General features: G+C 55.8%; 19 protein-coding genes, 1 tRNA gene and 1 pseudogene. 11 read left to right on the top strand and 10 right to left on the bottom strand.

What is annotated here, in order from left to right; translation table 11 throughout:
• Window position 1: 1 nt before the first annotated feature.
• From ABDK75_RS07080 to ABDK75_RS07045, 8 genes and pseudogenes are all read right to left on the bottom strand, one after another.
• Entirely contained in the window at window positions 2-2,452 is a 2,451-nt protein-coding gene (locus tag ABDK75_RS07080) for a TonB-dependent receptor domain-containing protein (protein ID WP_346005334.1), read from the bottom strand.
• A gap of 52 nt (window positions 2,453-2,504) precedes the next feature.
• On the bottom strand, window positions 2,505-3,872 hold the full coding sequence (locus tag ABDK75_RS07075) for an LLM class flavin-dependent oxidoreductase (RefSeq protein WP_211510269.1): 1,368 nt from the start codon (window positions 3,870-3,872) through the stop codon (window positions 2,505-2,507).
• Window positions 3,872-5,101, bottom strand: coding sequence for an acyl-CoA dehydrogenase family protein (locus ABDK75_RS07070; RefSeq protein ID WP_346005333.1), 1,230 nt, complete (start codon window positions 5,099-5,101; stop codon window positions 3,872-3,874). The genes ABDK75_RS07075 and ABDK75_RS07070 overlap by 1 nt, the downstream gene beginning before the upstream one ends.
• Window positions 5,102-5,334: 233 nt before the next feature.
• Window positions 5,335-6,086, bottom strand: a pseudogene (locus tag ABDK75_RS07065) (transposase); the annotation flags it as partial.
• A 416-nt stretch (window positions 6,087-6,502) separates the two neighbouring features.
• Window positions 6,503-6,593, bottom strand: a tRNA-Ser gene (locus ABDK75_RS07060).
• Window positions 6,594-6,633: 40 nt separating this feature from the next.
• On the bottom strand, window positions 6,634-7,263 hold the full coding sequence (locus tag ABDK75_RS07055; protein WP_346005332.1) for a phosphoribosylanthranilate isomerase: 630 nt from the start codon (window positions 7,261-7,263) through the stop codon (window positions 6,634-6,636).
• The gene (gene pyrF, locus ABDK75_RS07050; protein WP_346005331.1) at window positions 7,260-7,970 is read right to left on the bottom strand and encodes an orotidine-5'-phosphate decarboxylase; all 711 of its coding nucleotides are present in this window, start codon (window positions 7,968-7,970) and stop codon (window positions 7,260-7,262) included. Before pyrF ends, ABDK75_RS07055 begins: the two co-directional genes overlap by 4 nt.
• 8 nt (window positions 7,971-7,978) lie before the next feature.
• Window positions 7,979-8,311, bottom strand: coding sequence for a lipopolysaccharide assembly protein LapA domain-containing protein (locus ABDK75_RS07045; protein ID WP_086633227.1), 333 nt, complete (start codon window positions 8,309-8,311; stop codon window positions 7,979-7,981).
• Window positions 8,312-8,476: 165 nt separating this feature from the next.
• On the opposite strand from ABDK75_RS07045, the gene ABDK75_RS07040 reads away from it, so the two are divergent.
• The 6 genes from ABDK75_RS07040 to ABDK75_RS07015 all read left to right on the top strand — a co-directional run bounded on the left by ABDK75_RS07040 (window position 8,477) and on the right by ABDK75_RS07015 (window position 15,784).
• Window positions 8,477-8,767 (top strand): hypothetical protein, encoded by a 291-nt coding sequence (locus ABDK75_RS07040; protein WP_346005330.1) that lies wholly within the window; start codon window positions 8,477-8,479, stop codon window positions 8,765-8,767.
• 127 nt (window positions 8,768-8,894) lie between these two features.
• On the top strand, window positions 8,895-9,410 hold the full coding sequence (locus tag ABDK75_RS07035) for a protein-export chaperone SecB (RefSeq protein WP_046901702.1): 516 nt from the start codon (window positions 8,895-8,897) through the stop codon (window positions 9,408-9,410).
• 49 nt (window positions 9,411-9,459) lie between these two features.
• Entirely contained in the window at window positions 9,460-12,660 is a 3,201-nt protein-coding gene (locus ABDK75_RS07030) for a glycosyltransferase (protein WP_346005329.1), read from the top strand.
• A 4-nt stretch (window positions 12,661-12,664) separates the two neighbouring features.
• On the top strand, window positions 12,665-14,086 hold the full coding sequence (locus tag ABDK75_RS07025) for a M20/M25/M40 family metallo-hydrolase (RefSeq protein ID WP_346005328.1): 1,422 nt from the start codon (window positions 12,665-12,667) through the stop codon (window positions 14,084-14,086).
• A gap of 1 nt (window position 14,087) precedes the next feature.
• Window positions 14,088-15,086 carry a 4-hydroxythreonine-4-phosphate dehydrogenase PdxA gene (gene pdxA, locus ABDK75_RS07020; protein ID WP_346005327.1) on the top strand — a complete coding sequence of 333 codons (999 nt, stop codon included), beginning with the start codon at window positions 14,088-14,090 and terminating at the stop codon, window positions 15,084-15,086.
• Entirely contained in the window at window positions 15,083-15,784 is a 702-nt protein-coding gene (locus ABDK75_RS07015; protein WP_339408210.1) for a pyridoxine 5'-phosphate synthase, read from the top strand. The genes pdxA and ABDK75_RS07015 overlap by 4 nt, the downstream gene beginning before the upstream one ends.
• A 34-nt stretch (window positions 15,785-15,818) precedes the next feature.
• Here the strand turns inward: ABDK75_RS07015 and ABDK75_RS07010 are convergent, their stop codons facing one another.
• On the bottom strand, window positions 15,819-16,418 hold the full coding sequence (locus ABDK75_RS07010) for a hypothetical protein (protein ID WP_046901697.1): 600 nt from the start codon (window positions 16,416-16,418) through the stop codon (window positions 15,819-15,821).
• 189 nt (window positions 16,419-16,607) lie between these two features.
• On the opposite strand from ABDK75_RS07010, the gene ABDK75_RS07005 reads away from it, so the two are divergent.
• Window positions 16,608-16,832 (top strand): DUF3126 family protein, encoded by a 225-nt coding sequence (locus ABDK75_RS07005; protein WP_046901696.1) that lies wholly within the window; start codon window positions 16,608-16,610, stop codon window positions 16,830-16,832.
• A gap of 11 nt (window positions 16,833-16,843) precedes the next feature.
• On the opposite strand, the gene ABDK75_RS07000 is transcribed toward ABDK75_RS07005, so the two are convergent.
• A complete protein-coding gene (locus tag ABDK75_RS07000; RefSeq protein ID WP_339408208.1) occupies window positions 16,844-17,377 on the bottom strand; it encodes a DUF2939 domain-containing protein in 534 nt (177 codons plus the stop codon).
• Between the two features lie 97 nt (window positions 17,378-17,474).
• Here ABDK75_RS07000 and ABDK75_RS06995 point away from each other — a divergent pair, with 97 nt between their 5' ends.
• The 4 genes from ABDK75_RS06995 to pyk all read left to right on the top strand — a co-directional run bounded on the left by ABDK75_RS06995 (window position 17,475) and on the right by pyk (window position 21,095).
• A complete protein-coding gene (locus ABDK75_RS06995; RefSeq protein WP_346005325.1) occupies window positions 17,475-18,248 on the top strand; it encodes a HesA/MoeB/ThiF family protein in 774 nt (257 codons plus the stop codon).
• 17 nt (window positions 18,249-18,265) lie between these two features.
• Window positions 18,266-18,622 (top strand): hypothetical protein, encoded by a 357-nt coding sequence (locus ABDK75_RS06990; protein ID WP_408874426.1) that lies wholly within the window; start codon window positions 18,266-18,268, stop codon window positions 18,620-18,622.
• 79 nt (window positions 18,623-18,701) lie between these two features.
• Entirely contained in the window at window positions 18,702-19,640 is a 939-nt protein-coding gene (locus ABDK75_RS06985; protein ID WP_346005322.1) for an SH3 domain-containing protein, read from the top strand.
• A gap of 24 nt (window positions 19,641-19,664) precedes the next feature.
• Window positions 19,665-21,095, top strand: a complete 1,431-nt coding sequence (pyk, locus tag ABDK75_RS06980; protein ID WP_086633219.1) for a pyruvate kinase — start codon at window positions 19,665-19,667, stop codon at window positions 21,093-21,095.
• The last annotated feature ends 23 nt before the right edge of the window (window positions 21,096-21,118 follow it).

Genomic DNA, 21,118 nt, shown 5'->3' with positions numbered 1-21,118 from the left:
GTCAGAAATCCGCATGAACAGCGCCGAAATACTGGCGTGGCGCACCGAGGACGACAGACTGGTAATCACCCGCCATAGGGTAACCGTTCTGCCCCATGGTGGAGATGTATTTTACGTTCGTCAGGTTATAGACATTCAGGTCGACCGAGAGGTGCTGGAGAAAGCCCGTATGAGACAAGCGGTGCAACTGTTTGCTCAGGTCGTAACGTGCGCCGAAATTAGTCAGCCAGTAGGACGGAACCTTCGTGTCGCCAGTGTAGCTAAGATTCCGCTTGCCGACATACTGGGCCTCGATATGCGCCTGAAGATCATGCCAGGTGTAGGACAGGTCAGCGTGATACATGAGGCGTGGATAAGCCACGACCTGCTGGCCGCGGATATTGTAGGTCACCCGCGATCCGTTGACGGTCTGAGTAATGTTGTTGTCATAGACGGCATGGTTGTAGCTGATGCTGTTGGTCAGGCTCAGCCCCTTAACGGGTGTGAGCGTTACGGCACCATCCACACCGGTCATCGTTACGCCACCGACGTTCTGGATGGTGGTGTACGGCTGGGTTGTCGGTCCGGTGGAGATACGCTGCAGCCGGTTGGAAAAGATCGTGTGATAGCCGTAGAGCGAACCGCTGACGAGGCGGCCCGTATAACGATAGCCTCCTGCAAAATTCCAGTCTGTCTCAGGGCGCAGCGTACTTTTGGAGGCCTGATAGGCGGCCTGTGAGGTCGAGAACGGCGATGATCCGCTGTTATAACCCGAGACGGGATAAACCTTCACGTTCTCCGCGATATCAAAATAGAGCTGATGGCCGGGAGCGAAGCGCCATTCCCCACTGAAATGCGGCAGGAAAGGCTTGCTGGACGTGAGTGAGTCTCCACCAGCGATAGCAGTCGTGCGGGTGTAAGTTTCCCAGTTGGCCAGCGCGCCGACGCGGGTCGTGTTCAGGACGGATCGGAAACCAGCATGGAGCGCGATGGTGCTGGTAACGTGATACGTATCCTGGAAATAAGCGACAAACGTGTTGGTATTAAAGACCTGTCGGTAGCCATTCTGGAAAGGGTTCTTAAGGTTGTCGAGCCCGTTGACGGGTGTTGCGGTCCCGTCGAGGACGTCCTGCAGCAGCGGCTGCTGGTAAAGCGGCTTACTGATGTCAAAATGGGTATTTTCATACCAGAGACCTGCATTCAGCACGTTATGCGCGATGCGATAGGACAGGGACGTCGTAAAGCCGAAACGGTTCGTATCGGGCTGCGTAACCTGATCGATCAGAGGCGCTCCGTTAGGAGACGAGATCAGAGGGCTTGCGACTGAACCGCGCTGATAGGAGCGGTGCCCATAGACCGTACTCTGCCAACGCAAGCGATCAGTCAGAGCAAGATCGGCCGATACACCCCCAACATAGGAATGCTGCATCTGGGCGCCCTCGTAATAGGACGCGGTGTAAGGGCTCTTGAGGTTGGCATAGGCTGCAGGAACCTGTCCTCCCGGAAGTCCACGCTGGGCCAGCGCGAGACGATATGCCTTTTCATAGCCGCCAGGCTGCCCGATGAAGTTATCGATCGCGTAGCCACCGTTATTGAACATATCCAGGCTGTAGTCCTGATAGTTCTGCATCTGCATATCGGTGTAGTCGAAGTAGGCCGTAATGCGGCTGTCCTGCCCGATAGGGTGCAGAACCTTGGCGTTGACCTGCTGCATGAACTGGTCCTGCCCACCACGCCATTTGGTGGTGTCGTTGCGGGCATAGGAAACATAGAAGCGCGTCCCCTGGCGGTTCAGATCACCGCTTTCAAGACGCACAAACGTCCGGTAGGTCGCGTTACTCCCGAAGGTCTGGTTCACACTGGCCCCACGTTTGTGAGACGGATCGCGTGAAATAAACTGCACCGTACCGCCCAGATTGGACGTACTGGCCACGCTCTCCGAACCTGTGGACGCTGAAACATCCATACGCTCGATGTTTTCGGACGAAATCGCGGAGGTCGGGCTCAGGCCGTTAACATTGCTGAATTGCTGGTCTCCAAGCGGAATCCCATCCAGCGTCATGCCGATCTGGCTCTGATCGAAACCATGCATCAGGAACGAGTTCTGCCAGGTGTTCACGCCCTGCGGATCACCGGAATTGAACAGAACGCCAGGTAGTCGGGTGAGGGCCTTGAGCGGATTGGTCCCGGCGGCATATTCGCGAATGGTAACCGCAGAAACGGGATTGGACACCCAGTTAGCCTGCCGGTGTCCTTCCACCCCAATGCTCTCGGTTGCTTTGGCGCTGATGGCGCGGGATGCAGCCGATTTGTGAGCAGGCAGCGCAGGCGTGCCGTGACGCGGATTTGTGCCCACCTTGGTGGCCGGAGAAGCAGTATCAGCGAAAGCGTAGGTATTAACCGAGAGGGTCAGCAGGGCAATCAGGGAAACGGAGCCACTGGCGCTACGGCTGGAAAATGAAAATGCGGGCATGGAGATACACTCACAAGATACAGGAAACGGGAATTTTCAGGTCTTGGGAGGGTCAACAGCGCCAGGCCGGGTGGTCGGGAGCTGGATGTGCGGACATATTCTGCGGGAAAAGCCTTTCACGCAGGGTCTTGCCGTCCTTAGGCTTGATACGGCCACGACGCTTCAGTTCCGGCAGGACGAGGCGGATGAAGTCGTTGTAGCTGTCCGGATTAACGAGCTGAATCAGATTGAGGCCGTCGGTCTCGGATTCCTCGAGCCATTGCTCAATCTGATCCGCGACGGTTTCACCTGTACCGACGAAAGTTTTGGCACGACCAAAGCCTTCTGCCGGGCTTGTGGCTTCTGCAATAGTCCATGAACGACCGCTGATGGCTGGGTCAAACTGTTCAAGGACAGACTGGCTGGCTTCCGTTGGACGATAGGTCAGGACCTCGTCTGTCTGGTTCTTCGAGAAGTCCACACCCGTCATTGAAGAGTAGTGGATGAGCGATCCGGTGGCATCGTAGAAGGCTTTGTATTCCGCAAATTTGCGAATAGCGTCTTCCTCAGTCTCCCCGACTACGACTGCTGCGGCGCAAATGAAGCGCAGGCTGTCTGGATCGCGACCTTCGCGAGCAGCGTCCTCACGAATACGCCGGACATTCTTTCGTGTCCCTTCTGCGCCGGCACCGACGACGAAAATGACTTCCGCATGTCGCGCCGCGAATGCGCCACCCCGGGCTGAAGCGCCTGCCTGAAGCAGAACGGGAACCCGTTGCGCGCTGGGCTCGGCAGTATGGCCATCCGGAACGCTGTAGTACTGGCCGTCATGCCGTATAGGGTGAACTTTTTCTGGATCGGTGTAGATCCACTCACCTGAAGTCGTTTGGCCTCGGATGACAGCACCATCTTCCCAGGATTTCAGCCACAACTTGTAGACGACGCTCATGAACTCGTCCGCCCGGTCGTAGCGTTCGTCATGGGGTATCTGATGGTCTAATCCAAGATTGCGAGCCGCACTTTCCTGCTGCGACGTCACGATGTTCCAGCCCAGACGGCCCTTTGTCAGATGGTCGAGCGTCGTCAGCTTGCGGGCGAGAAGATAAGGGTGCTCGTAAGTGGTGGACAGCGTGATGCCAAAACCAAGCGTCGTCGTCGCGGCGGCCATGGCGGACACCAGCAGAAGCGGATCGATCAGTGGGGACTGGATACCGTGCTTCAGGGCAGCGTCTGGACTACCGCCGTAAACATCAATCTGGCCGAGGGCATCCGCGATAAACAGGGCATCGAACCCAGCGTCATCGAGTGTGCGTGCCAGCTCAGTCCAGTAGCTGATGTCCTTGTAACGATGTGTCTGGTCAGCGGGATGGCGCCACAGGCCGTAATTCAGGTGCGAGACCGTGGCCATCGTAAAGCCGTTGAGGATGATGTGCTGTCCCATTACGCCACCCCCACGCGCCACTGAGCGGGGGGCAGGGTTCCATTGACAGCGTAGTCCCCAACGACGCGCGTGCGATAGACACGGGGGTTGTGATTACCCAGTGTACGAACGTTGCGCCAATGTCGATCCAATCCGACGACGCGCAAGGTTGCACCACCGCTTAGCGCGTCGAACAAAGCCGTCGTGGCTTCCAGAACCAGCGGCAAAATCCGATCCTGTACCTGCCAGACTTCGAGTTCAGCACGCGCAACCGTAAGTTCGATTTCCGAGGCAGGACTATCCGCAACGGCCTGAATGGCGCGGGAGGCACGTTCAACAGCTGCCCCGGCGATATAGGCGCCACTGAAGACATGACCGACAACTTCGAGGATCTGTGGATCTTCTGCGGGAAGGTCTGCGTTACCGTGGCTGAAGGTGCGTTTGCGGCGGCGTACGGCATCCGCGACGTCCGTTGCAGCGGAGCGCGCAATCCCGGCAACAGTCGCTAGATGATAGAGCTGGAAGAATGCCTGGGAGTACGGGAAGGCCGTGTTGCCGTAACGCAGATCGTCGTCTTCGGTATGGACGTCGCGGAAATGTGCCGTGCCGCTGGCGGTCAGGCGTTGCCCAACACCGTCCCAGTCATCCACAATTTCCAGGCCGGGATCATTGCGGGCAGCCAGTGTTTTGACGGTCTGGCCATCTTCCGTTGTGCCGGTAACAGTCAGCCAGTCGGCATAGAGAGAACCGGTCGTGAAGAACTTCGAGCCGTTAATGACCCAATGGCCATCTCTCTGGGACAAGGTCGTGCTGAAGAGATCACGCTTGGAGGCCGGGCCTTCAGCGGCTGCGGCCCCTGCGGTCTGTCCGGCTCCAAGCCGGTCGAGCCATTTCGTGCGATAGGGGCCATCGGGTTCAAACAGGAGATGCTCAACGAAGCCGAAATGGGCTCGGAGCGCCTGTGCAACGTTTGAATCCGCTTTGGCCAACGCTGTAATAAGAGAAAACAGATCCTCAAGACTGGCACCGAGCCCACCATGCGCTACAGGAACGCGGAGCGCCGTGAAACCACTCTCCTTGAGAAGGCGTATCTGCTCGAAAGGAAGTTCGCGGTTCAGTTCGGCCTGAAGAGCCTGTTTCCGAATTTTTTCGAAAACGGCAGAAAACTGCTCGTGAAGCGGAGTATTTTCACGCGCATCCCGCCCCCAGAGAAGGGAGAGATTAGGAAGAGGAGCGGATATGTAGGTCATGGTGTCTACCTGTGGCGTGCGGTCCGAACAAAGGGAGTGAAAGCAGGGGAGAGCCCGGCATCATCGGAGGACAGGAACTGGCAAACACTACAGACATAAAACCATACCGTTTCGTTATTATTGAATATCAAATAAACTGTGTAGTGATTCTTTTGTTATGTCAAATTCATAGTTATTAAATATTTTAACTATTTGAATTAGTTGAAATTGTGTGTAGATGATTGAAAATTTCGGTTTGTGACAGGGGTCTTTGGCTCGCGTAGCCTGGCGCCATCACTGGCTGCCGTATCGGTCGCTGTCCATTTCCGGGTTAACCTGAACTTCCGATCAACAGAAATATGCGATTTGTAACCAATGAACGGGAATGGCAAAATCCGTTGCACGACATGTTCCATCATCCTGTCGCTTTGATGAACTTCAGCATCCAGCGCGTATGCTTGTTTTTATGAGACAGCTTTGAGGGTTTGTTCTGCCAGTCCTGTGGGAGCCGGCCTTACCGGAGATCCGTCTTCTCAGCGTTTGTCTTGCGCTGCTTTGGAACTGCAACCAATGTCGCATTCAAGATCTGACCTGACATCGGTAGATCAATGGTGTCCTGCAGGATCGCATCAAACCGGCTGAACAGCATGTCGATAGCACCGGCTCAACTGAATCGCTCACGGAACAGGCAGGCCGTTTGGCGTCAGGCACGCGGTCCGACAGCCCAAGCGTCAGCAAACGCGTAAAGGATAGGCAATCGTTGATCAAATATTCCGTTCGTTCGTCGGACAAATTGTTCAGCGCCTGGATCACCAGAATTTTGAACATCAACACCGGGTCAAACTGCGACCGTCCGCCTTTCCCCCATCCACATGGGCCAAAGACACTTTCAGGTCAGGGCGGAACACTTCAAAATCCACAGTCCGGGAAAAGGATTCGAGTTAATCACAAACCCACGCAGGCGAGCCAGCTGCTCTACAACATCAAAGAAGTCCACCTGCTTCATGCGATCCTCTCTCCAATGTACGCGGAGGAAAACAGAATTACAGAGGCAACCTTAAAACCAAGGGGGTTTTTCGAACCTCCAGCCGTCCTTATGGTAGACACTGAACGAGGGTGTCTTCTCTTTTCCGCCGAACCGATATTCCAGTCACCAGATCTTAGCGCCATTCGGGCGAACAATAAGGTGCAAACCCTGCGCATCGCTGAGTTTATACTAAGATTCCCGCGGGAAAGATTTGCGGATTGCTACGTCTGTCAGCACCGATACTCCCACGCCTCAAACGATACCCCCATAGGTATCCCCTATCACGATTAAAGTTCGTGTTTTGTTCTCATCATTAATGGACACAAACCAGATGAACGAAAAGGGCAAAAATGGCTGCCCTTGCTCAATAACGGTCACTAATGGTGGGGTATTATTGGCGGAGAGAGTGGGATTCGAACCCACGGTACGCTATTAACGTACACACGCTTTCCAAGCGTGCGCCTTAAGCCGCTCGGCCATCTCTCCTGTCGAGCGAGGTGGTGTTTACGAAAGGTCTGTTTGAAGATCAACCCCTTATGCGGGTTTTTTCGACGAATTGTTCAATTAATTTGTGAGATTTTTCACCCACGCGGCTTTCAACACCGGAAGACACATCCACAGCGGGCGCTAAACTGGCGTTAATAGCCTCTTGAACATTGGAAGGCGTCAGGCCACCTGCCAGCATCCAGAAGGCTGGAGCTTTCCATTCCTGGGTCAAGGTCCAATCGAATGTGCGTCCAAGGCCGCCCGGACGATCGTCTCCATCCTGCCGGGGAGCTTCAATGACATATCCGTCGATATCCGCGCGAGCAGGAAGATCCAAAGCGGATTTCACCCCACGTGCTAACCAGACGGGAAGTCCAAATCGACTTCTGATTTCTTTTGCACGTTCAACTGAATCGTAAATCTGCAGAACATTGAGCGGCACTGTTTGCAGAGTGTGCTCAATTGTTTTGTCATCGGCTTTGACGAACAACCCGACACGAGAGGGCGTAAGACCGCCTGACACACTCTCATGCAGCCGGCGGGCCTGTTCCGGCAAAACGTATCGCGGTGATGCCGGATGAAAGACGAAGCCAACCCAGTCGACGCCTAAACTGGCGCAAAGCTGCATTGTCGCCACATCTCGCACACCGCAGATTTTAACTTTCGTCATACGCTTGCAAGCTCAGCCATAATAGCTGCCGCGGCTTTTGCGGGATTAGGCGAGCGCGTGATCGGGCGACCTACAACAATCCAATCCGCTCCTGCTTTTGCTGCCTGAGTGGGCGTCATGATGCGCTTCTGGTCGTTGGAAGCGCTACCCTCTGGCCGAATGCCGGGAACAACCAAAACCGGGTCATCGCCTAAAGCGTCTCGCAAAAGAGCAATCTCATGTGCTGAGCATACAAGGCCATCCGCACCGGCACGAATGGCGAGTTTGCCAAGACGCAGAACCTGTTCCCGTGGCGTAGCCTCAACGCCGGTTTCTCTAAGTCCAGCTTCATCCATGCTCGTCAGAACAGTTACGGCTAGCAGTTTGGGGCGCTTTTCGTCATTCGGAAAAGCCTGCTCCAAGGCTTCGCGGGACCGTGAGATCATCTCGGTGCCGCCACAGGCGTGAATTGTTGTCAGGGCAGGGCGCAATGGCGCCAATGCGGACAGTCCCGAGGCTACAGTATTGGGAATATCATGCAGTTTGAGATCCAGAAACAACTCATGCCCGGCAGACACAGACTTCACGGCATCCAGACCACAGGCATACGTAAATTCGAGGCCAAGCTTGATGGCATCAACAGCATGCCCAAGACTTGAAGACCACTCTTCTGCCTGCGTTCGACTGTCTGTATCAAAAGCGGCAATCAGCCGGGTGCGCTTGGTCATGGGTGCAGTCAGATCCGGTTTTCAGGTGAGGACACTGTTGTCGTAGCAGCAACAGGCGGTGTCTGGAGGCGATCAAGGCGCTGGTGCAGCTCAACAAGCTGGCTTTCCAGAGTGCGGACATGCGCTTCGGAGCGACGAGCTCGGGAGCGTTGACGAAACTCACCCACCCAGCCCGTGAGAAACCCGAAGATCAGTCCCACGACACCGATGCCCAGCGCGAGCGTACCTACGGACAGATGCCAGCCAAAAGAAATCAGCCAGATCGGCTCAAGGTCCGTGTTGCTCAGGGCAAATACGATCAGTACAGCCAGAAAGATGACAATAAAAAGAAGTCTCAGCATAGGAATGTCCTATTCGTGCTGCCCGTGAGGCAAGAACCGCACCACGGGAGGATTGATTTCCTGTCAGCACTCATGATGTGCTTGCGTCTGGAACATAACCAAGCACCGATGCTGACGTTCCTTTAAGGCGATAACATTCTCAGCGCCTCACTGAAAGGGAGAGCTGTGTCCGAAGTCATCCCCCTCCGCCCGACACTTCCAAAAGCTGATCTTCTCTGGGCTGTCATTGCTTCACAGGGAAAGCGCAAAGTCGTCGCAGATATTCATCTATCCCAGAAGGCCGCTGAGGCCGACTGCCAGTGGCGCATGGCTCAGGTCAGGACCTACTCGCGATTTCTTATCAGTGAGCAGCAACCTCCGCCCGTCTATCACATCGAGCGCATACGCTGGGCCGAATTACCTAAACGATGGGCACCGTTGCCAGCTTTGGGAATGCTACGTGGCAGGTTCATTTGAGATCAGCAGAAAGTGTTGCCGGGTAGCCAAAATGCCGCCCTCATGACACAAGACTATCTCAGACATGTTGCTGCGCTTTCAGACGACTACGCAGGACACCGTGCATAGCTTACAAGGTAAGGTCAGGATGAACGATCACGATCACGCAGACACACTTCAGGGCGCTTCGGGCGTTTCTGCAAGCCCGGCTGCTGCCCCTACACTCGTCCTTGGCTCTCAATACCTTCGCACACTGTCCATCGACGTACAGAATACGCCTGACATATATCGCGATATTTCAGGCGAGCCCCATATCGGCATGACAGTCGACGTGACAGCCCGACAGCTTCCGGGAGGGCACCCGAATTTCGAAGTCACGCTGGTGATCCGTGCTCAGGGTCTGGACGCCCCGCAGTCCGCCACACACAATGCCCGTACGCTTTATGAGCTTCAGATCGCTTATGCGGGTCTCTTTGCGCTTTCTGGTCTCGTCACACAGGCAGATGTCGAACCTCTGCTGCTGGTCAATGCTCCTGGGTATCTGTTCCCGTCCGCAAGAATGATCCTGCTTAATACGATCCGGGAAGCAGGCTTCCCTGTTGGCAATATCCAACCGATCAACTTCCATGATCTCTGGCAAAGCCGCCGCACTCAACAGAACTGAAATACTGCTGGCACTGAAGTAAGAGTTTCGCGCAGAGGAAACGGTCCGCATGAGCCTGAAAGACTACATCCTAGCTTCCCCGGCTTTTTCCGGTAACCGTCCCCCCGTGTGGGGACGCTTTGATGCGGAGTGGTACCGGACACGCTATGCTCACGTTCTGCGCGAAGAAAAGCTTCTGAGCGATGACGGTCTGCCGCTGAACCTCAGCAATGAGGCAATGGAAACTCACTGGCTTGAAAAAGGTGCCAGCAGAGGCCTTTCACCGAACCGGTTCTTTGATGAAGAATGGTATCTCCGTCAAAATCCGGACGTTCGAGACGGGATCAGTTACGGCGTCTTCAGTTGTGGCTTTCTGCACTATTGTGAAAGTGGCTTTCGCAGCCGCTCGCCACACTGGCTGTTTTCAGAAACGGACTACTTCAGCCGCAATCCAGACGTCAGTTTGCCTGTCCTGATCTCTCAGGGGTTCAGCAACGGGTATGATCATTACCTGACCGACGGCGAACACGAGCACAGACAGGCACATCCCTTTTTTGAAACCTCCGTCTTCCGCATGGCGAGCCTGAGCCGAGGCTTGTCATATGATTACGGAAAGGGAGACTTTCGGCAGTTCCTGATGTCATCTGAAGCAGGTCTATGCCGTAGTTCCTGGTATTTCGACCCGGAGTGGTATCTCGCTACATATCCCGATGTCGCAAAAGCAGTAGAGCAGGGCCTCTTTCTCAATGCTCTTCATCACTATCTGACAAACTCAAATCCCGTCGCGTACAGTCCGAACCAATGGTTCAGCGAAGCGCACTATGCTCAGCTGTATCCAGATGTCGCCGCGATCGTAGCGGACGGTGGCTTCCGGAACGGGTACGAGCATTTCATCCGGTTTGGCGCACGTGAAATGCGTGTCCCGCAAACGGGGGTAGATCTCCAGGCGTTTGCTCACCACCCTGGCGTTCAACGAAAACTCAGGGAACGGCATTTCAGAGATATTTTTGCGCTCTGGGTGCAATCACAGAGTGCTCTGGGTGTAGAAGAAGACATCCCGGATGCCACGGCACAGCAGTACCAGAATCTGGACCTGCGACGCGCCGAAACACTTATTCCGTCCATCGTCAGAGCTCCGCTCGATTTCCGTCTTATTCGCCCGGCGGAAGTCAGTGTCATCATCCCGGTGGCTAACCAGTTTCTGGACACACTTTCCAGTCTCGCGGCCCTGCATACCAACGGCGCAGGCACTCTCGATGTCATTATCGTTGACGCCGGATCAACGGATGAGACCGCGCAGATCGAGCGTTTTGTCAAAGGGATCCGCGTTCTGCGTCCGTCGTTCCGCGCGAGCAGCAGCGAACAGGTCAATCTGGGCGTAGAAGCAGCGCGCGCTCCCATTGTACTCCTGATAGAACCGGGAACGCAGCCCTTTCCGGGGACCATTAGAGCCGCCCTTCAGGCCTTTAAGGCACCTGATATCTGGGCCGTTGGTGGACAGTCCCTCGGTCTCGATGGACGCGTGCTGGAAGCTGGAACAGTCGTATGGCGTGATGCCTCTACGCTGCGCTTTGGCACCGGCGCCAAGGCAAACGAACCCACAATCGGGTTCTGCCGTCAAGTAGACGCTATTTCGGTTGGCATGCTGTTTTGTCGGCGCCAGAAACTCGCAGAATGCGGCAGCATTGATCAGAACTGCATCGGCTCGGAAGCACGACTGCTTTCCCTGTGTCTTGCCCTGCGTCAACACGGCGGGAAAATCGTTTATGACCCGTCGATCCTTGATAGAACCAGACCACCAACCGCACTTCCAGCCGATTTCCTGACACGCAATCAGAATTGGTTGCGGCGGCGCTTCTCGTCCCTTCTTTCCAGACACCCCATGCAGGGCAGTTCACTGTTCAAGGCACGTTTTGCTTCTGGCGTGCCAACTGTTCTCTTTCTGTGCGACAGGCTGCCACATCGCTCGCTGGGGTCTCCCCATCTACGACGGCAGGATCTTGTTCTCGCACTAAGCCAGAAGGGGCACCACGTTACGGTCTTTCCAATCGACGGAGACGTCACGGATACTGTAACGACCGCTCTGGATTTTCCGGCCGACATCGAAATCATGAACGACAGCGATATTACCGAGCTGTCTGATTTTCTGCGCGACCGCAGCGGATCTTTTGACATGATCTGGGTAAGTGGCAGCAGCGCGCTGCGACGTACCGCTACAGTTCTTCGCGCACATGCCGCTACTCTGCCTGAACTGAACATCGTTCTGGACCTGGATGGAACAGGCGCGGAAGAGACTTATCTTCGCAAGCGGGTCGGGGCGGTTGATGATCGTGAGCAGATGCTCGATGACCTCGATCAGGAACTTGCAGATGCCTGGATGTGTCAGGTCCTGGTAACCAGCCATGAGGCGGAAGCAGACAGTCTCCGTCAACTTGGCTACGGCAATGTCAGGCAACTGGACCAACTGCCAGTTACCCCTCTCGCGAGTACGCCGGGCTTCAGTGAACGCTCCGGCATTCTGTTTGCCTTACCCGTACTTGATGCTGGAAATGCAGTACATGACGGGCTGAACTGGTTCATGCTCGACGTTATTCAGAAACTTGAGGGACGGCTTCCGCCAGACGCAACAGTTCTTATCGCGGGCCAGATAGGGGATGATGTCGATCTAACACCCTACACACGTGCCTCGCTTGTCGAGCCGTTGCCATCCCTGGTGAATATGAGCGCTCTGTATCGTTCTCGCCGCATCCTGGTCGATCCATCACGCGTCATGAGCGCCTCTGCCAAGGAAATTCTTGAAGCTGCGGCTGCAGGTTTACCGGCAGTACTGACAGAAACAACACGAGCCCAGTTGAATTGGGAAGATGGGAAAGATTGCGTATCCGGCGGTTTCTGTGATCCCGACAGGTTTGCTGATGCAATCGTGCGCCTGTATCAGGATCAGGCACTTTGGAACGAAATCAGCAATCAGTCTCGTCACACAGTTTCCGAGGCGTCGAAAGCAATCCGCTTCGCTCAGCAGCTCAATGCCATTCTGGCATTGGCAAGCGGCCAGGACGCTCTGCCCGCTCAAACCCATCCGCCACGCATGATCCGGCAGAACAAACCTGCAAGGCCCATTGCGCCTGCTCCGATCCGGCTGCAACCCCGTAAAATATCTGACACCCCGACACCCGCGCCAATCTCTGATGACGAAGATCACGGTGACGTAGCGTCGGCAAAAACACTTGCCCCGCGCGTCGGAATTTCATTACCGCTTTCGGAACTTTGACCTAATGACGACCACTTCTCACACCTCCGCTCTGGATGCTGTCCTCTCACATATCGACACGACGCTTGATACCTCTGTTGAGCGGCTTTTCAGCCTCCTGAGAATTCCAAGCATCTCTACACAGCCATTACACGCTGCAGATTGCCGTAAAGCAGCGGAGTGGCTTCAGGCTGATATGGCAAGTATGGGTCTCACCGCGGATATACGTGAAGTTCGCTGGGCAGCCCCTGGGCACCCGATGGTCGTGGCTCATGATGCTACCCAGACAGGCAAGCCGCATGTCCTGTTCTACGGCCATTATGACGTCCAGCCAACGGATCCGGAAAATCTCTGGAAGGCACCTCCCTTCGAACCACGGCTTGTGGAAGAACCGTCTGGACGCAAGGTCATCGTGGCACGTGGGGCAAGCGATGATAAAGGTCAGGTCATGACCTTCCTTGAGGCTTGCCGGGCGTGGAAAACTGTCCACGGTTCCATCCCGGTGCAGGTTAGTGTGCTCCTGGAAGGTGAGGAAGAGTGCGGAGGAAGCAATCTCCTGCCATTCCTTCAGGAGAACGCTGCCGAGCTGAAGGCCGATGTCGCTCTGGTATGTGACACGTCGATGGCCGACCGGCAGACCCCCGGCATTACGACCTCACTCCGAGGCATGATGGCGGAAGAAATCATCATCGAATGTGCCTCTCATGACCTGCATTCAGGCATCTACGGCAACGCTGCAGCCAATCCTATTGCCCTGTTGTGTCAGATTTTGGCTTCACTCCGCGATGCTGACGGACGTGTAACCCTTCCTGGGTTCTACGACGGCATTCAGGACCCGTCCCCAGAGACACGCGCACAATGGAAAACACTGTTTCCAGATGATGCGGCCCTACTGGAAGAAGCTGGCCTATCCGTCGCGGCCGGGGAAAAGGGCTATACCGCCATTGAGCAGACCTGGTGCCGCCCAAGTTGCGAAATTAACGGTATTTCTGGCGGATACGAAGGCGAGGGCTTCAAGACAGTCCTTCCCGCAAAAGCAATGGCGAAAGTGTCCTTCCGGCTTGTGCCGGGGCAGGACCCAGACAAAATCCGCGAAACCTTCCGCGCGCATGTGAATGCTGCCCTGCCAGCAGACGCCAAGGTTACATTTACAGCGCATGGCGGCTCACCCGGCTTTGAAGTTTCCCGTGACAGTCGCTTTCTTGCTCCCACACTGAAAGCTCTAACTGACGAATGGGGCATCCCTGCCGCTACGATCGGCTGCGGTGGGTCCATCCCAGTGGCTGGCGAAGTACGGGACGCGTTAGGACTGGATGCGCTCATGGTCGGCTTTGCACAGTCTGATGACCGCATTCACTCTCCCAATGAGCAATATGGCCTAGACTCTTTCCACAAAGGTGTGAGGTCCTGGGCGCGTATCATCGCTTCCCTCGCAGACGCAGGCTGACATGAACGCTCCGATTGCCCTGACCCTCGGTGATCCGGCTGGGATAGGGCCGGAGCTGGCCGCCCTGGCTTGGACGGCCCTGCGAGAAACGGGGCCAACTTTCTTCTGGCTTGGTGACCCAGCGCTTCTCAACGACGCGATACCCTTCAAGCTGATTGAAGCACCGGAAAATGCTCACGACGTGTTTTCCGATGCCCTGCCTGTTTTGCCCGTTGAATGTTTGACCCCCGTCGTCCCTGGAAAGCCGGATTCACGAAATGCCGCCGCAGTCATTGCGAGCATTGAACAGGCCGTACGATATGTTCAGAGCGGGCAGGCGGCAGGCCTCACGACCAACCCGATTGCCAAGCATATTCTGGCCTCAGCAGGTTTTTCCTTTCCGGGGCACACGGAGTTTCTGGCGGCGCTCTGCCATTGCGATGGACAGGAAGTCATGATGCTGGCATCCCCTCATCTCAGGGTTGTGCCCGTGACGATCCATGTGTCTCTGCGCCAGGCGATCAAGAGCCTGACTACTGAGCGGATTGTTGCGGTCACGCTCGCCACGCACAAGGCTTTACAGAGTGACTTTGGTATCACTCAGCCGCGCCTGGCGATCGCTGGCCTAAACCCCCATGCTGGCGAAGAGGGCATGATGGGCACGGAAGAAAAAACCATCATCGGCCCAGCTATAGCCATATTGAAGTCCCAAGGACTGACCGTAATGGGTCCGTTCCCACCAGACACAATGTTCAGCGCAACAGCGAGGCCGGGCTATGACGCAGCGATCTGTATGTATCATGATCAGGCCCTTATTCCCCTGAAAACGCTTGATATGGCTGAGGGCGTGAACGTCACCATTGGCTTGCCGATTATCAGGACGTCTCCAGATCACGGCACTGCCTTCGATATCGCGGGGCCGGTAGGACGTTCAGGCAGTCAGGTTGATCCATCCAGCCTTCTCGCAGCACTCAGACTGGCAGATTCCATGTCCCGTCATAAAAAGGGAAACAACCGATGATTCGTCTTGGTGTTAATATCGATCATGTTGCCACCCTGCGAAACGCCCGCGGCGATGCATACCCAGACCCTGTAGAAGCCGCAAAGCTTGCCCTTAAATGGGGAGGAGACGGCATTACAGCGCATCTTCGGGAAGATCGTCGACACATCCTTGATGCAGACATGCCGCGCCTCAAAGCACTCGCAGCACCGTTGAATTTCGAGATGGCAGCAACGCAGGAAATGGTTCGGATCGCTTGCCTGTTGAAGCCCCACGCATGCTGTCTGGTTCCGGAAAAGCGTACGGAAGTGACGACAGAAGGCGGTCTGGACGTCGCAGGACATCGCGAAGTGCTGGCCCCGCGGATTGCGCGCCTGAAAGACGCGGGTATTCGGGTCTCTCTGTTCATTGATCCGGATCAGCGCCAGATCGAAGCTTCGGCGGAGCTTGGTGCAGCGGTTGTGGAGCTTCACACAGGCGCTTATGCCCATAACAAGCCTGGAGAACTTGAGCGCCTTCAGCATACTGCCGGAATCGTCACAGACTGCGGACTGGAACTCCATGCCGGTCACGGTCTGACTTATGACAACGTGACGCCTGTAGCCAAACTTCCAGGACTAGCTGAGCTGAATATCGGGCATTTCCTGATCAGCCAGGCTGTTTTCGATGGTCTCGGCCCAGCCGTTCGTAAAATGAAATATCTGATCAACTGCCCATAAAAAAAAGCCGGGGTAAACCCCGGCTTTTTCGTTCTTACTTTGCTGGCTGAATAACCGACTGTGTCTTGTCGTCGGTGAATTTCGGCACATATTTTCCGGACTGGTCGGAGTATGTAGCCGAGGTGCTCTGTGCCGGTGTTGCCGGTGGGTGGAAGGCCGAGACCGGACCGAATGGACCTGCATTTACGCGATGCATCGTCGACTCTCTCTGGCGGGCACAGCCACGGGTGATGATGGAGCAGATACCGTCAGTGCCGATATATTCGTCGTCATTTCCCGTATAATGCACTTCGGAAACACGATCATGGTCCAGTCGAAGGACCATACGGCAAGTTGTGCCGCCGCCGCCAAAAGCAGACTGATAAATGCTGATAATGGACTGTGCAGGAATCAGACCTGAGTCAGAAGAAATGGTAGGTGTGCTCTGCGTACCATCATACTGCCAGATCTCGGTGGTATCGTTCAGCTTCTTGGTGCTTCCTGGAAGACCGGCGCAGGCCTGGAGATCATATCCGGTCATGCCGACCATCTCGAACTGGGCTTTGTGAGCATTACGGGAATCAAAATAACCGCATCCGGAAAGAGCTGCCGTTGTGGCGAGAGCTCCGAGTGTACGGAAGAGGAAGGGGCGCATTCTGTCTCCTTTGCGCGGGGTCAGGATGGACTGCCCTAAACCAATCCGGACAGGACCGAATGGACAGGGCAAAATAGAAAGAGCCCGATTTCTACAACACGAAACCCATTCAGGGTAGGGGAGACGGGTTCCTTTAAGGGTAACGATGAGCTACAGGGCAAGACCTTGCCAAACACAGGAGTGCCACTCATGGCCGATATGACCCTTTCCGAAGTGACACGCCTTCAAACGACGCTGCAGCGTCTTCTGGGCTCGCCGAAGCTCGCAGTCGTTAAGCCTGCACGTAAGGGAATGAGTGTTGAACTTGCCGTTTCAGGTGAAGTTATCGGCACGGTTCATCGTGACGAAGATGAAGGCGAAGTCTCATACGCCATTCACATCACAGTTCTTGAGGAAGATCTTCCTCCGGCCTGAACAGCCCTTATTTAGGGCCGAGGGGCTGACTGCGGCAATTCAAATCGCGTGATTTTCCAGCCCCAGTGCTCGAACTTCATGTGCAGAACGAACGGCGTCTGCCCGGGCTGGTCAACTTGTGCCTCGAATTTGTTCAGGCTTACGAAATGAGCATGCAGGCCACCAAGCACTGGCCAGCCCCCTCCCGAAGAATAACTGGAAGACCCTGCTGGCATCAGCTGATGCGCCGTTGACATGAGGGTCGTGGGAGACAGCTCTGTATCGATGGCATTCGATATGGCATTGCCCGCAAATGAACTCCCAAAATCCGGAAGATCATCGTCTGAAGCAGGGACGGGCGGTCTGAACTGCTCCTTGAGAGAATGCGTCAGGGAACTCCAGTCCACATGCGGAATCAATCTGGCGGGATTGTTGCCTTTCATGGCACGGTCAATATCCCACAGCGCCAGAAACGGAGAAACAGCGTAAGCTGCCAGCACCGCACTGGCTGTAACACCCAGTCCCTGCCGGGCTCGGTATGATATTTTCCAGAAAGAATTTTTCACGCTCAAGCCTCCGCACAGGCCCTGAAAATCAGGGGAAGGTGGACATCCGTGAATCTAACGTCTTTCCGTCTGAAAAGTCAGCAATTATCTTGTACTAATGAACCTTGATTTTTCTGATGCCGAACTTGAGCGATATTCCCGTCATATTCTGCTTCCGCAGGTAGGCGCCACGGGGCAGGCACAGGTCAGGCAGGCCTCGGTCCTGATTGTTGGGGCAGGAGGGCTAGGCGCTCCTCTGGCGCAGCAACTGGCCGCCTCGGGTGTCGGGCATATTGGCCTGATGGATCACGATTATCTGGAGCTCAGCAACCTGCAGCGTCAGGTTCTCTACACAACACAGGACATTGGCCGCCCTAAAGCTGAAGTGGCCGCAGAACGGCTTGCAGCGCTCAATCCGATGTCTCGCGTCACGGCGTACTGCACCCGTGCAACAGCAGAGACGCTGGACGAGCTTGTTCCGCACTACGACCTCATTTGCGACGGTACTGACAATTTTGAGACACGCCTTGCTGTCTCAGATGCCTGCGTAAAATATGGCCGAACACTTGTCTCTGGCGCCGTTCAGGGATTTTCCGGGCAATTGGCCGTTTTCAGGCCTCAGACTGGCGGCCCCTGCTATCGCTGCCTGTTCCCGGAAGCCGCCCAGACCGAGGCGCCAACATGTGGCCAATCTGGAGTGCTCGGTGCGGCAACAGGCGTCATGGGGAGTTTGATGGCTGTTGAAGTAATGCGGGAGCTTATGCAGCTTGAAGGGCGCAATGAAACACGCCTCATGATCTGGGATGCTCTAGGCGCAACCGTGAGGAGTTTTGCTCTGACCCGGGATCCCTCCTGTCCAGTCCACGCCGACAACGAAAGCACACCAGCGTGAAACCTCCTGTTTTTCTGATGCTGGCAGACGATTCCTGGCAACGCGCGCACTATGCTTTTATCGTCGCTGCTGGAATGCTCTCCCTAGGGCGTGCAGTTACAATTTTTGCTGGCGGCAAAAGTGTTCACGCACTGGCGAAAGACTGGTCAGGTCTTGCAGGCGTTATTCCTGATGATGAACTCGCCGCTCGTGGTGTGCCGGGTTTCCGTGAGTTGCGGGACGCCTTGATCGAATTCGATGTAACACTGATGGCATGTGAAACAGGCCTGGCTCTTGCCGGCCTCAAACCAGACGCCCTTGTCGAAACCGTTTCCGTCCGGGGTATCGTAACCTTTCTGGAGCAGGCGGGAGACCGCCCGATCACAGCACTATGAGTTTCCACATACGGACAATTCGGAAGTTTTGTGATTTGGTGACTTGCCGAAACCCTTCACCCTTGGCAGGGATGCGGTCATGAGAACGCTTGTCACCCCTCTGTCCCGAACACTGCGCTGCCGTCAGTTTCTTCTGGCTGTCATGACTGGCACAGCTTTGCTGGCCATTCACCCCGCAGAAGCGCGCCATCACAAGCATGAGCACACGGCTAAAGCCGACACCTCTGCCGCTGCCAAGACAGCCCATGCGAAAAAGAAATCGGCAAAAGCCAAAAATGACAATGCAGGGGCCGTCAAGACGACTCATCACGCATCGCATCACGGTTCGGGCAAGCATATCGCGCCTGTAGCGGCGGCCGGAGCCGGGGCGGCAGCGGCAGCAGCCGCTGCGGCCGCGAGCCAGCCTGCAACCGCAGCAGCAACGCCAGATGTGCCGCCCACCGACCCGACCGATAAAGGGAGCAACACGGGGCTACCTCTCCCCAGATACGCTGCTCTACGTGCGGACAAGGTCTATATGCGGCGAGGCCCGGGTGATCGCTATCCCATCGACTGGGTTTATCATCGCCGTGGTCTCCCTGTTCAGATCGAGCGCGAATTCGATGTCTGGCGACTTGTCGAAGACTCCGACGGCCAGAAGGGATGGGTCCATCAGGCAACGCTGTACGGCAGCCGAACTTTCGTCATTCCGGGCTTGCCGCCTGAAGGCGTGAAAGCTCAGACGGGAGAGGCTTCCGCCAAGGACGGAGACCACATCGGCCGCGCAGATGCACGCGTTCTGGGTCACGTCGAGACGCAGGACGAAGCCCGCGCGCATAAAAGTGATGTTCTCCTCATGAGCCATCCGGAGGAAGACAGTAGCGTGGTTGCTGTCCTCCAGCCCGGAACAGTGGGCAACATCAAAGCCTGCCCACAAAGTTCTCAATGGTGCCACGTCGTCGTCAAAGGCTACGAGGGATGGCTGCCACGTCGTCTGTTCTGGGGACTTCTCCCAGGAGAGACGATTCAATCCAACTGATTTTTCTTGCGAGGACGCCAACACATGACATCCAGCTCCCATCATCGCCGTACGCGGATCGTCGCAACTCTTGGCCCGGCATCGTCCTCGCCTGAGATGATCTTTGCTCTGGCTGAAGCAGGGGTAAATGTCTTCCGTCTCAACTTCTCCCACGGCGCCCATGAAGACCACGGCGAGCGTCATGCGGCGATCCGGGCAGCAGAAGCGAAAGTTGGTCGACCACTCGCCATTCTTGCCGATCTTCAAGGGCCGAAACTGCGCGTAGGTGTTTTTGAAAATGGTCCGGTTATCCTTGAAGAAGGAAAGCCGTTCCGTTTGGATCTGGACAGAACACCCGGCACGGTAGACCGCGTCTGCCTACCACACCCAGAAATCATTTCTGCCGCCAAGCCAGGCAGCCACCTCCTGCTCGATGACGGCAAGCTCAAGCTGCGCGTTGTCAACGTTATTGAAGGCGCTCTGGAAACGGAAGTTGTCATTGGCGGCAAACTGTCTGAACGCAAGGGCGTGAATGTCCCTGACGTGACGCTTCCTATTCCGGCTTTGACCGAGAAAGATCGCAAGGACTTTGACTTCGCGCTTTCTCTCGGTGTGGATTTCATTGCGCTTTCTTTCGTACAGCGCCCTGAAGACGTCGAAGAAGCACGCAATATTGCCAAAGGCCGCGCAGCAATTGTGACGAAGCTCGAAAAGCCACAGGCAATGGATGACCTGGAGCGGATCGTTCGTCTCTCAGACGCGATCATGGTGGCGCGTGGCGATCTTGGTGTTGAACTGCCTCCGGAAGAAGTACCAGTCGCCCAGAAGCGCGCTATTGCTGAAGCGCGTCGTCAGTGCCGTCCGGTTATCGTGGCGACGCAGATGCTGGAAAGCATGATCGAAAGCCCAACGCCAACACGCGCCGAAGTTTCCGACGTATCCAACGCTGTCTATGATGGCGCCGATGCTGTGATGCTTTCGGCTGAAAGTGCTGCTGGCAAATATCCGATCGAAGCAGTGTCCATCATGGCGCGTATTGCGTCTCGTGTTGAGCAGGACGTCGAATGGCGTCTGCGCATGGACCGCTCCCGCCCAAAGCCGGAAGGAACGGTTCAGGACGCAATTGTTCAGGCCGCCTGGCAAGTTAGCACCGCGCTGAATGCCCGGACCATTGGCGTTCGGACACAAGGCGGTGGTGGCGCCCTGCGCATGGCTCGTGAACGTCCTCATTGCCCGATTCTGGCCGTTACACCTCATCAGGAAGTGGCTCGCCGTCTCTGTGTCGTATGGGGTGTCTTCCCTCAGGTCGTAGAGAAAGAGCACATTGCTCAGAGCATTGAGGAATTGGCAGCTCCGACGGCTGCCATGGCGCTGTCCATGAAGCTTTGTCGCAGCGGGGACCACGTTATCGTTCTGGCAGGGCTTCCTTACGGCGTGGCTGGAAGCACAAATACGCTTCGCATCACAACGGCCTGATTTTAAAGAATTTTCCCTTCCTG

The sequence above is a fragment of the Gluconobacter sp. OJA genome (assembly GCF_039638325.1).
In the GTDB taxonomy this organism is placed as follows: domain Bacteria; phylum Pseudomonadota; class Alphaproteobacteria; order Acetobacterales; family Acetobacteraceae; genus Gluconobacter; species Gluconobacter cerinus.
This window is presented reverse-complemented; position numbering and strand designations above follow the sequence as displayed.

Excerpts from the sequence above, each read along its gene's own strand:
- ABDK75_RS07080 (WP_346005334.1), bottom strand. The coding sequence starts at position 2,452 with ATGCCCGCATTTTCATTTTCCAGCCGTAGCGCCAGTGGCTCCGTTTCC.
- ABDK75_RS07075 (WP_211510269.1), bottom strand. The coding sequence starts at position 3,872 with ATGGGACAGCACATCATCCTCAACGGCTTTACGATGGCCACGGTCTCG.
- ABDK75_RS07070 (WP_346005333.1), bottom strand. The coding sequence starts at position 5,101 with ATGACCTACATATCCGCTCCTCTTCCTAATCTCTCCCTTCTCTGGGGG.
- ABDK75_RS07055 (WP_346005332.1), bottom strand. The coding sequence starts at position 7,263 with ATGACGAAAGTTAAAATCTGCGGTGTGCGAGATGTGGCGACAATGCAG.
- pyrF (WP_346005331.1), bottom strand. The coding sequence starts at position 7,970 with ATGACCAAGCGCACCCGGCTGATTGCCGCTTTTGATACAGACAGTCGA.
- ABDK75_RS07045 (WP_086633227.1), bottom strand. The coding sequence starts at position 8,311 with ATGCTGAGACTTCTTTTTATTGTCATCTTTCTGGCTGTACTGATCGTA.
- ABDK75_RS07035 (WP_046901702.1), top strand. The coding sequence starts at position 8,895 with ATGAACGATCACGATCACGCAGACACACTTCAGGGCGCTTCGGGCGTT.
- ABDK75_RS07030 (WP_346005329.1), top strand. The coding sequence starts at position 9,460 with ATGAGCCTGAAAGACTACATCCTAGCTTCCCCGGCTTTTTCCGGTAAC.
- ABDK75_RS07025 (WP_346005328.1), top strand. The coding sequence starts at position 12,665 with ATGACGACCACTTCTCACACCTCCGCTCTGGATGCTGTCCTCTCACAT.
- pdxA (WP_346005327.1), top strand. The coding sequence starts at position 14,088 with ATGAACGCTCCGATTGCCCTGACCCTCGGTGATCCGGCTGGGATAGGG.
- ABDK75_RS07015 (WP_339408210.1), top strand. The coding sequence starts at position 15,083 with ATGATTCGTCTTGGTGTTAATATCGATCATGTTGCCACCCTGCGAAAC.
- ABDK75_RS07010 (WP_046901697.1), bottom strand. The coding sequence starts at position 16,418 with ATGCGCCCCTTCCTCTTCCGTACACTCGGAGCTCTCGCCACAACGGCA.
- ABDK75_RS07005 (WP_046901696.1), top strand. The coding sequence starts at position 16,608 with ATGGCCGATATGACCCTTTCCGAAGTGACACGCCTTCAAACGACGCTG.
- ABDK75_RS06995 (WP_346005325.1), top strand. The coding sequence starts at position 17,475 with ATGAACCTTGATTTTTCTGATGCCGAACTTGAGCGATATTCCCGTCAT.
- ABDK75_RS06990 (WP_408874426.1), top strand. The coding sequence starts at position 18,266 with ATGCTGGCAGACGATTCCTGGCAACGCGCGCACTATGCTTTTATCGTC.
- ABDK75_RS06985 (WP_346005322.1), top strand. The coding sequence starts at position 18,702 with ATGAGAACGCTTGTCACCCCTCTGTCCCGAACACTGCGCTGCCGTCAG.
- pyk (WP_086633219.1), top strand. The coding sequence starts at position 19,665 with ATGACATCCAGCTCCCATCATCGCCGTACGCGGATCGTCGCAACTCTT.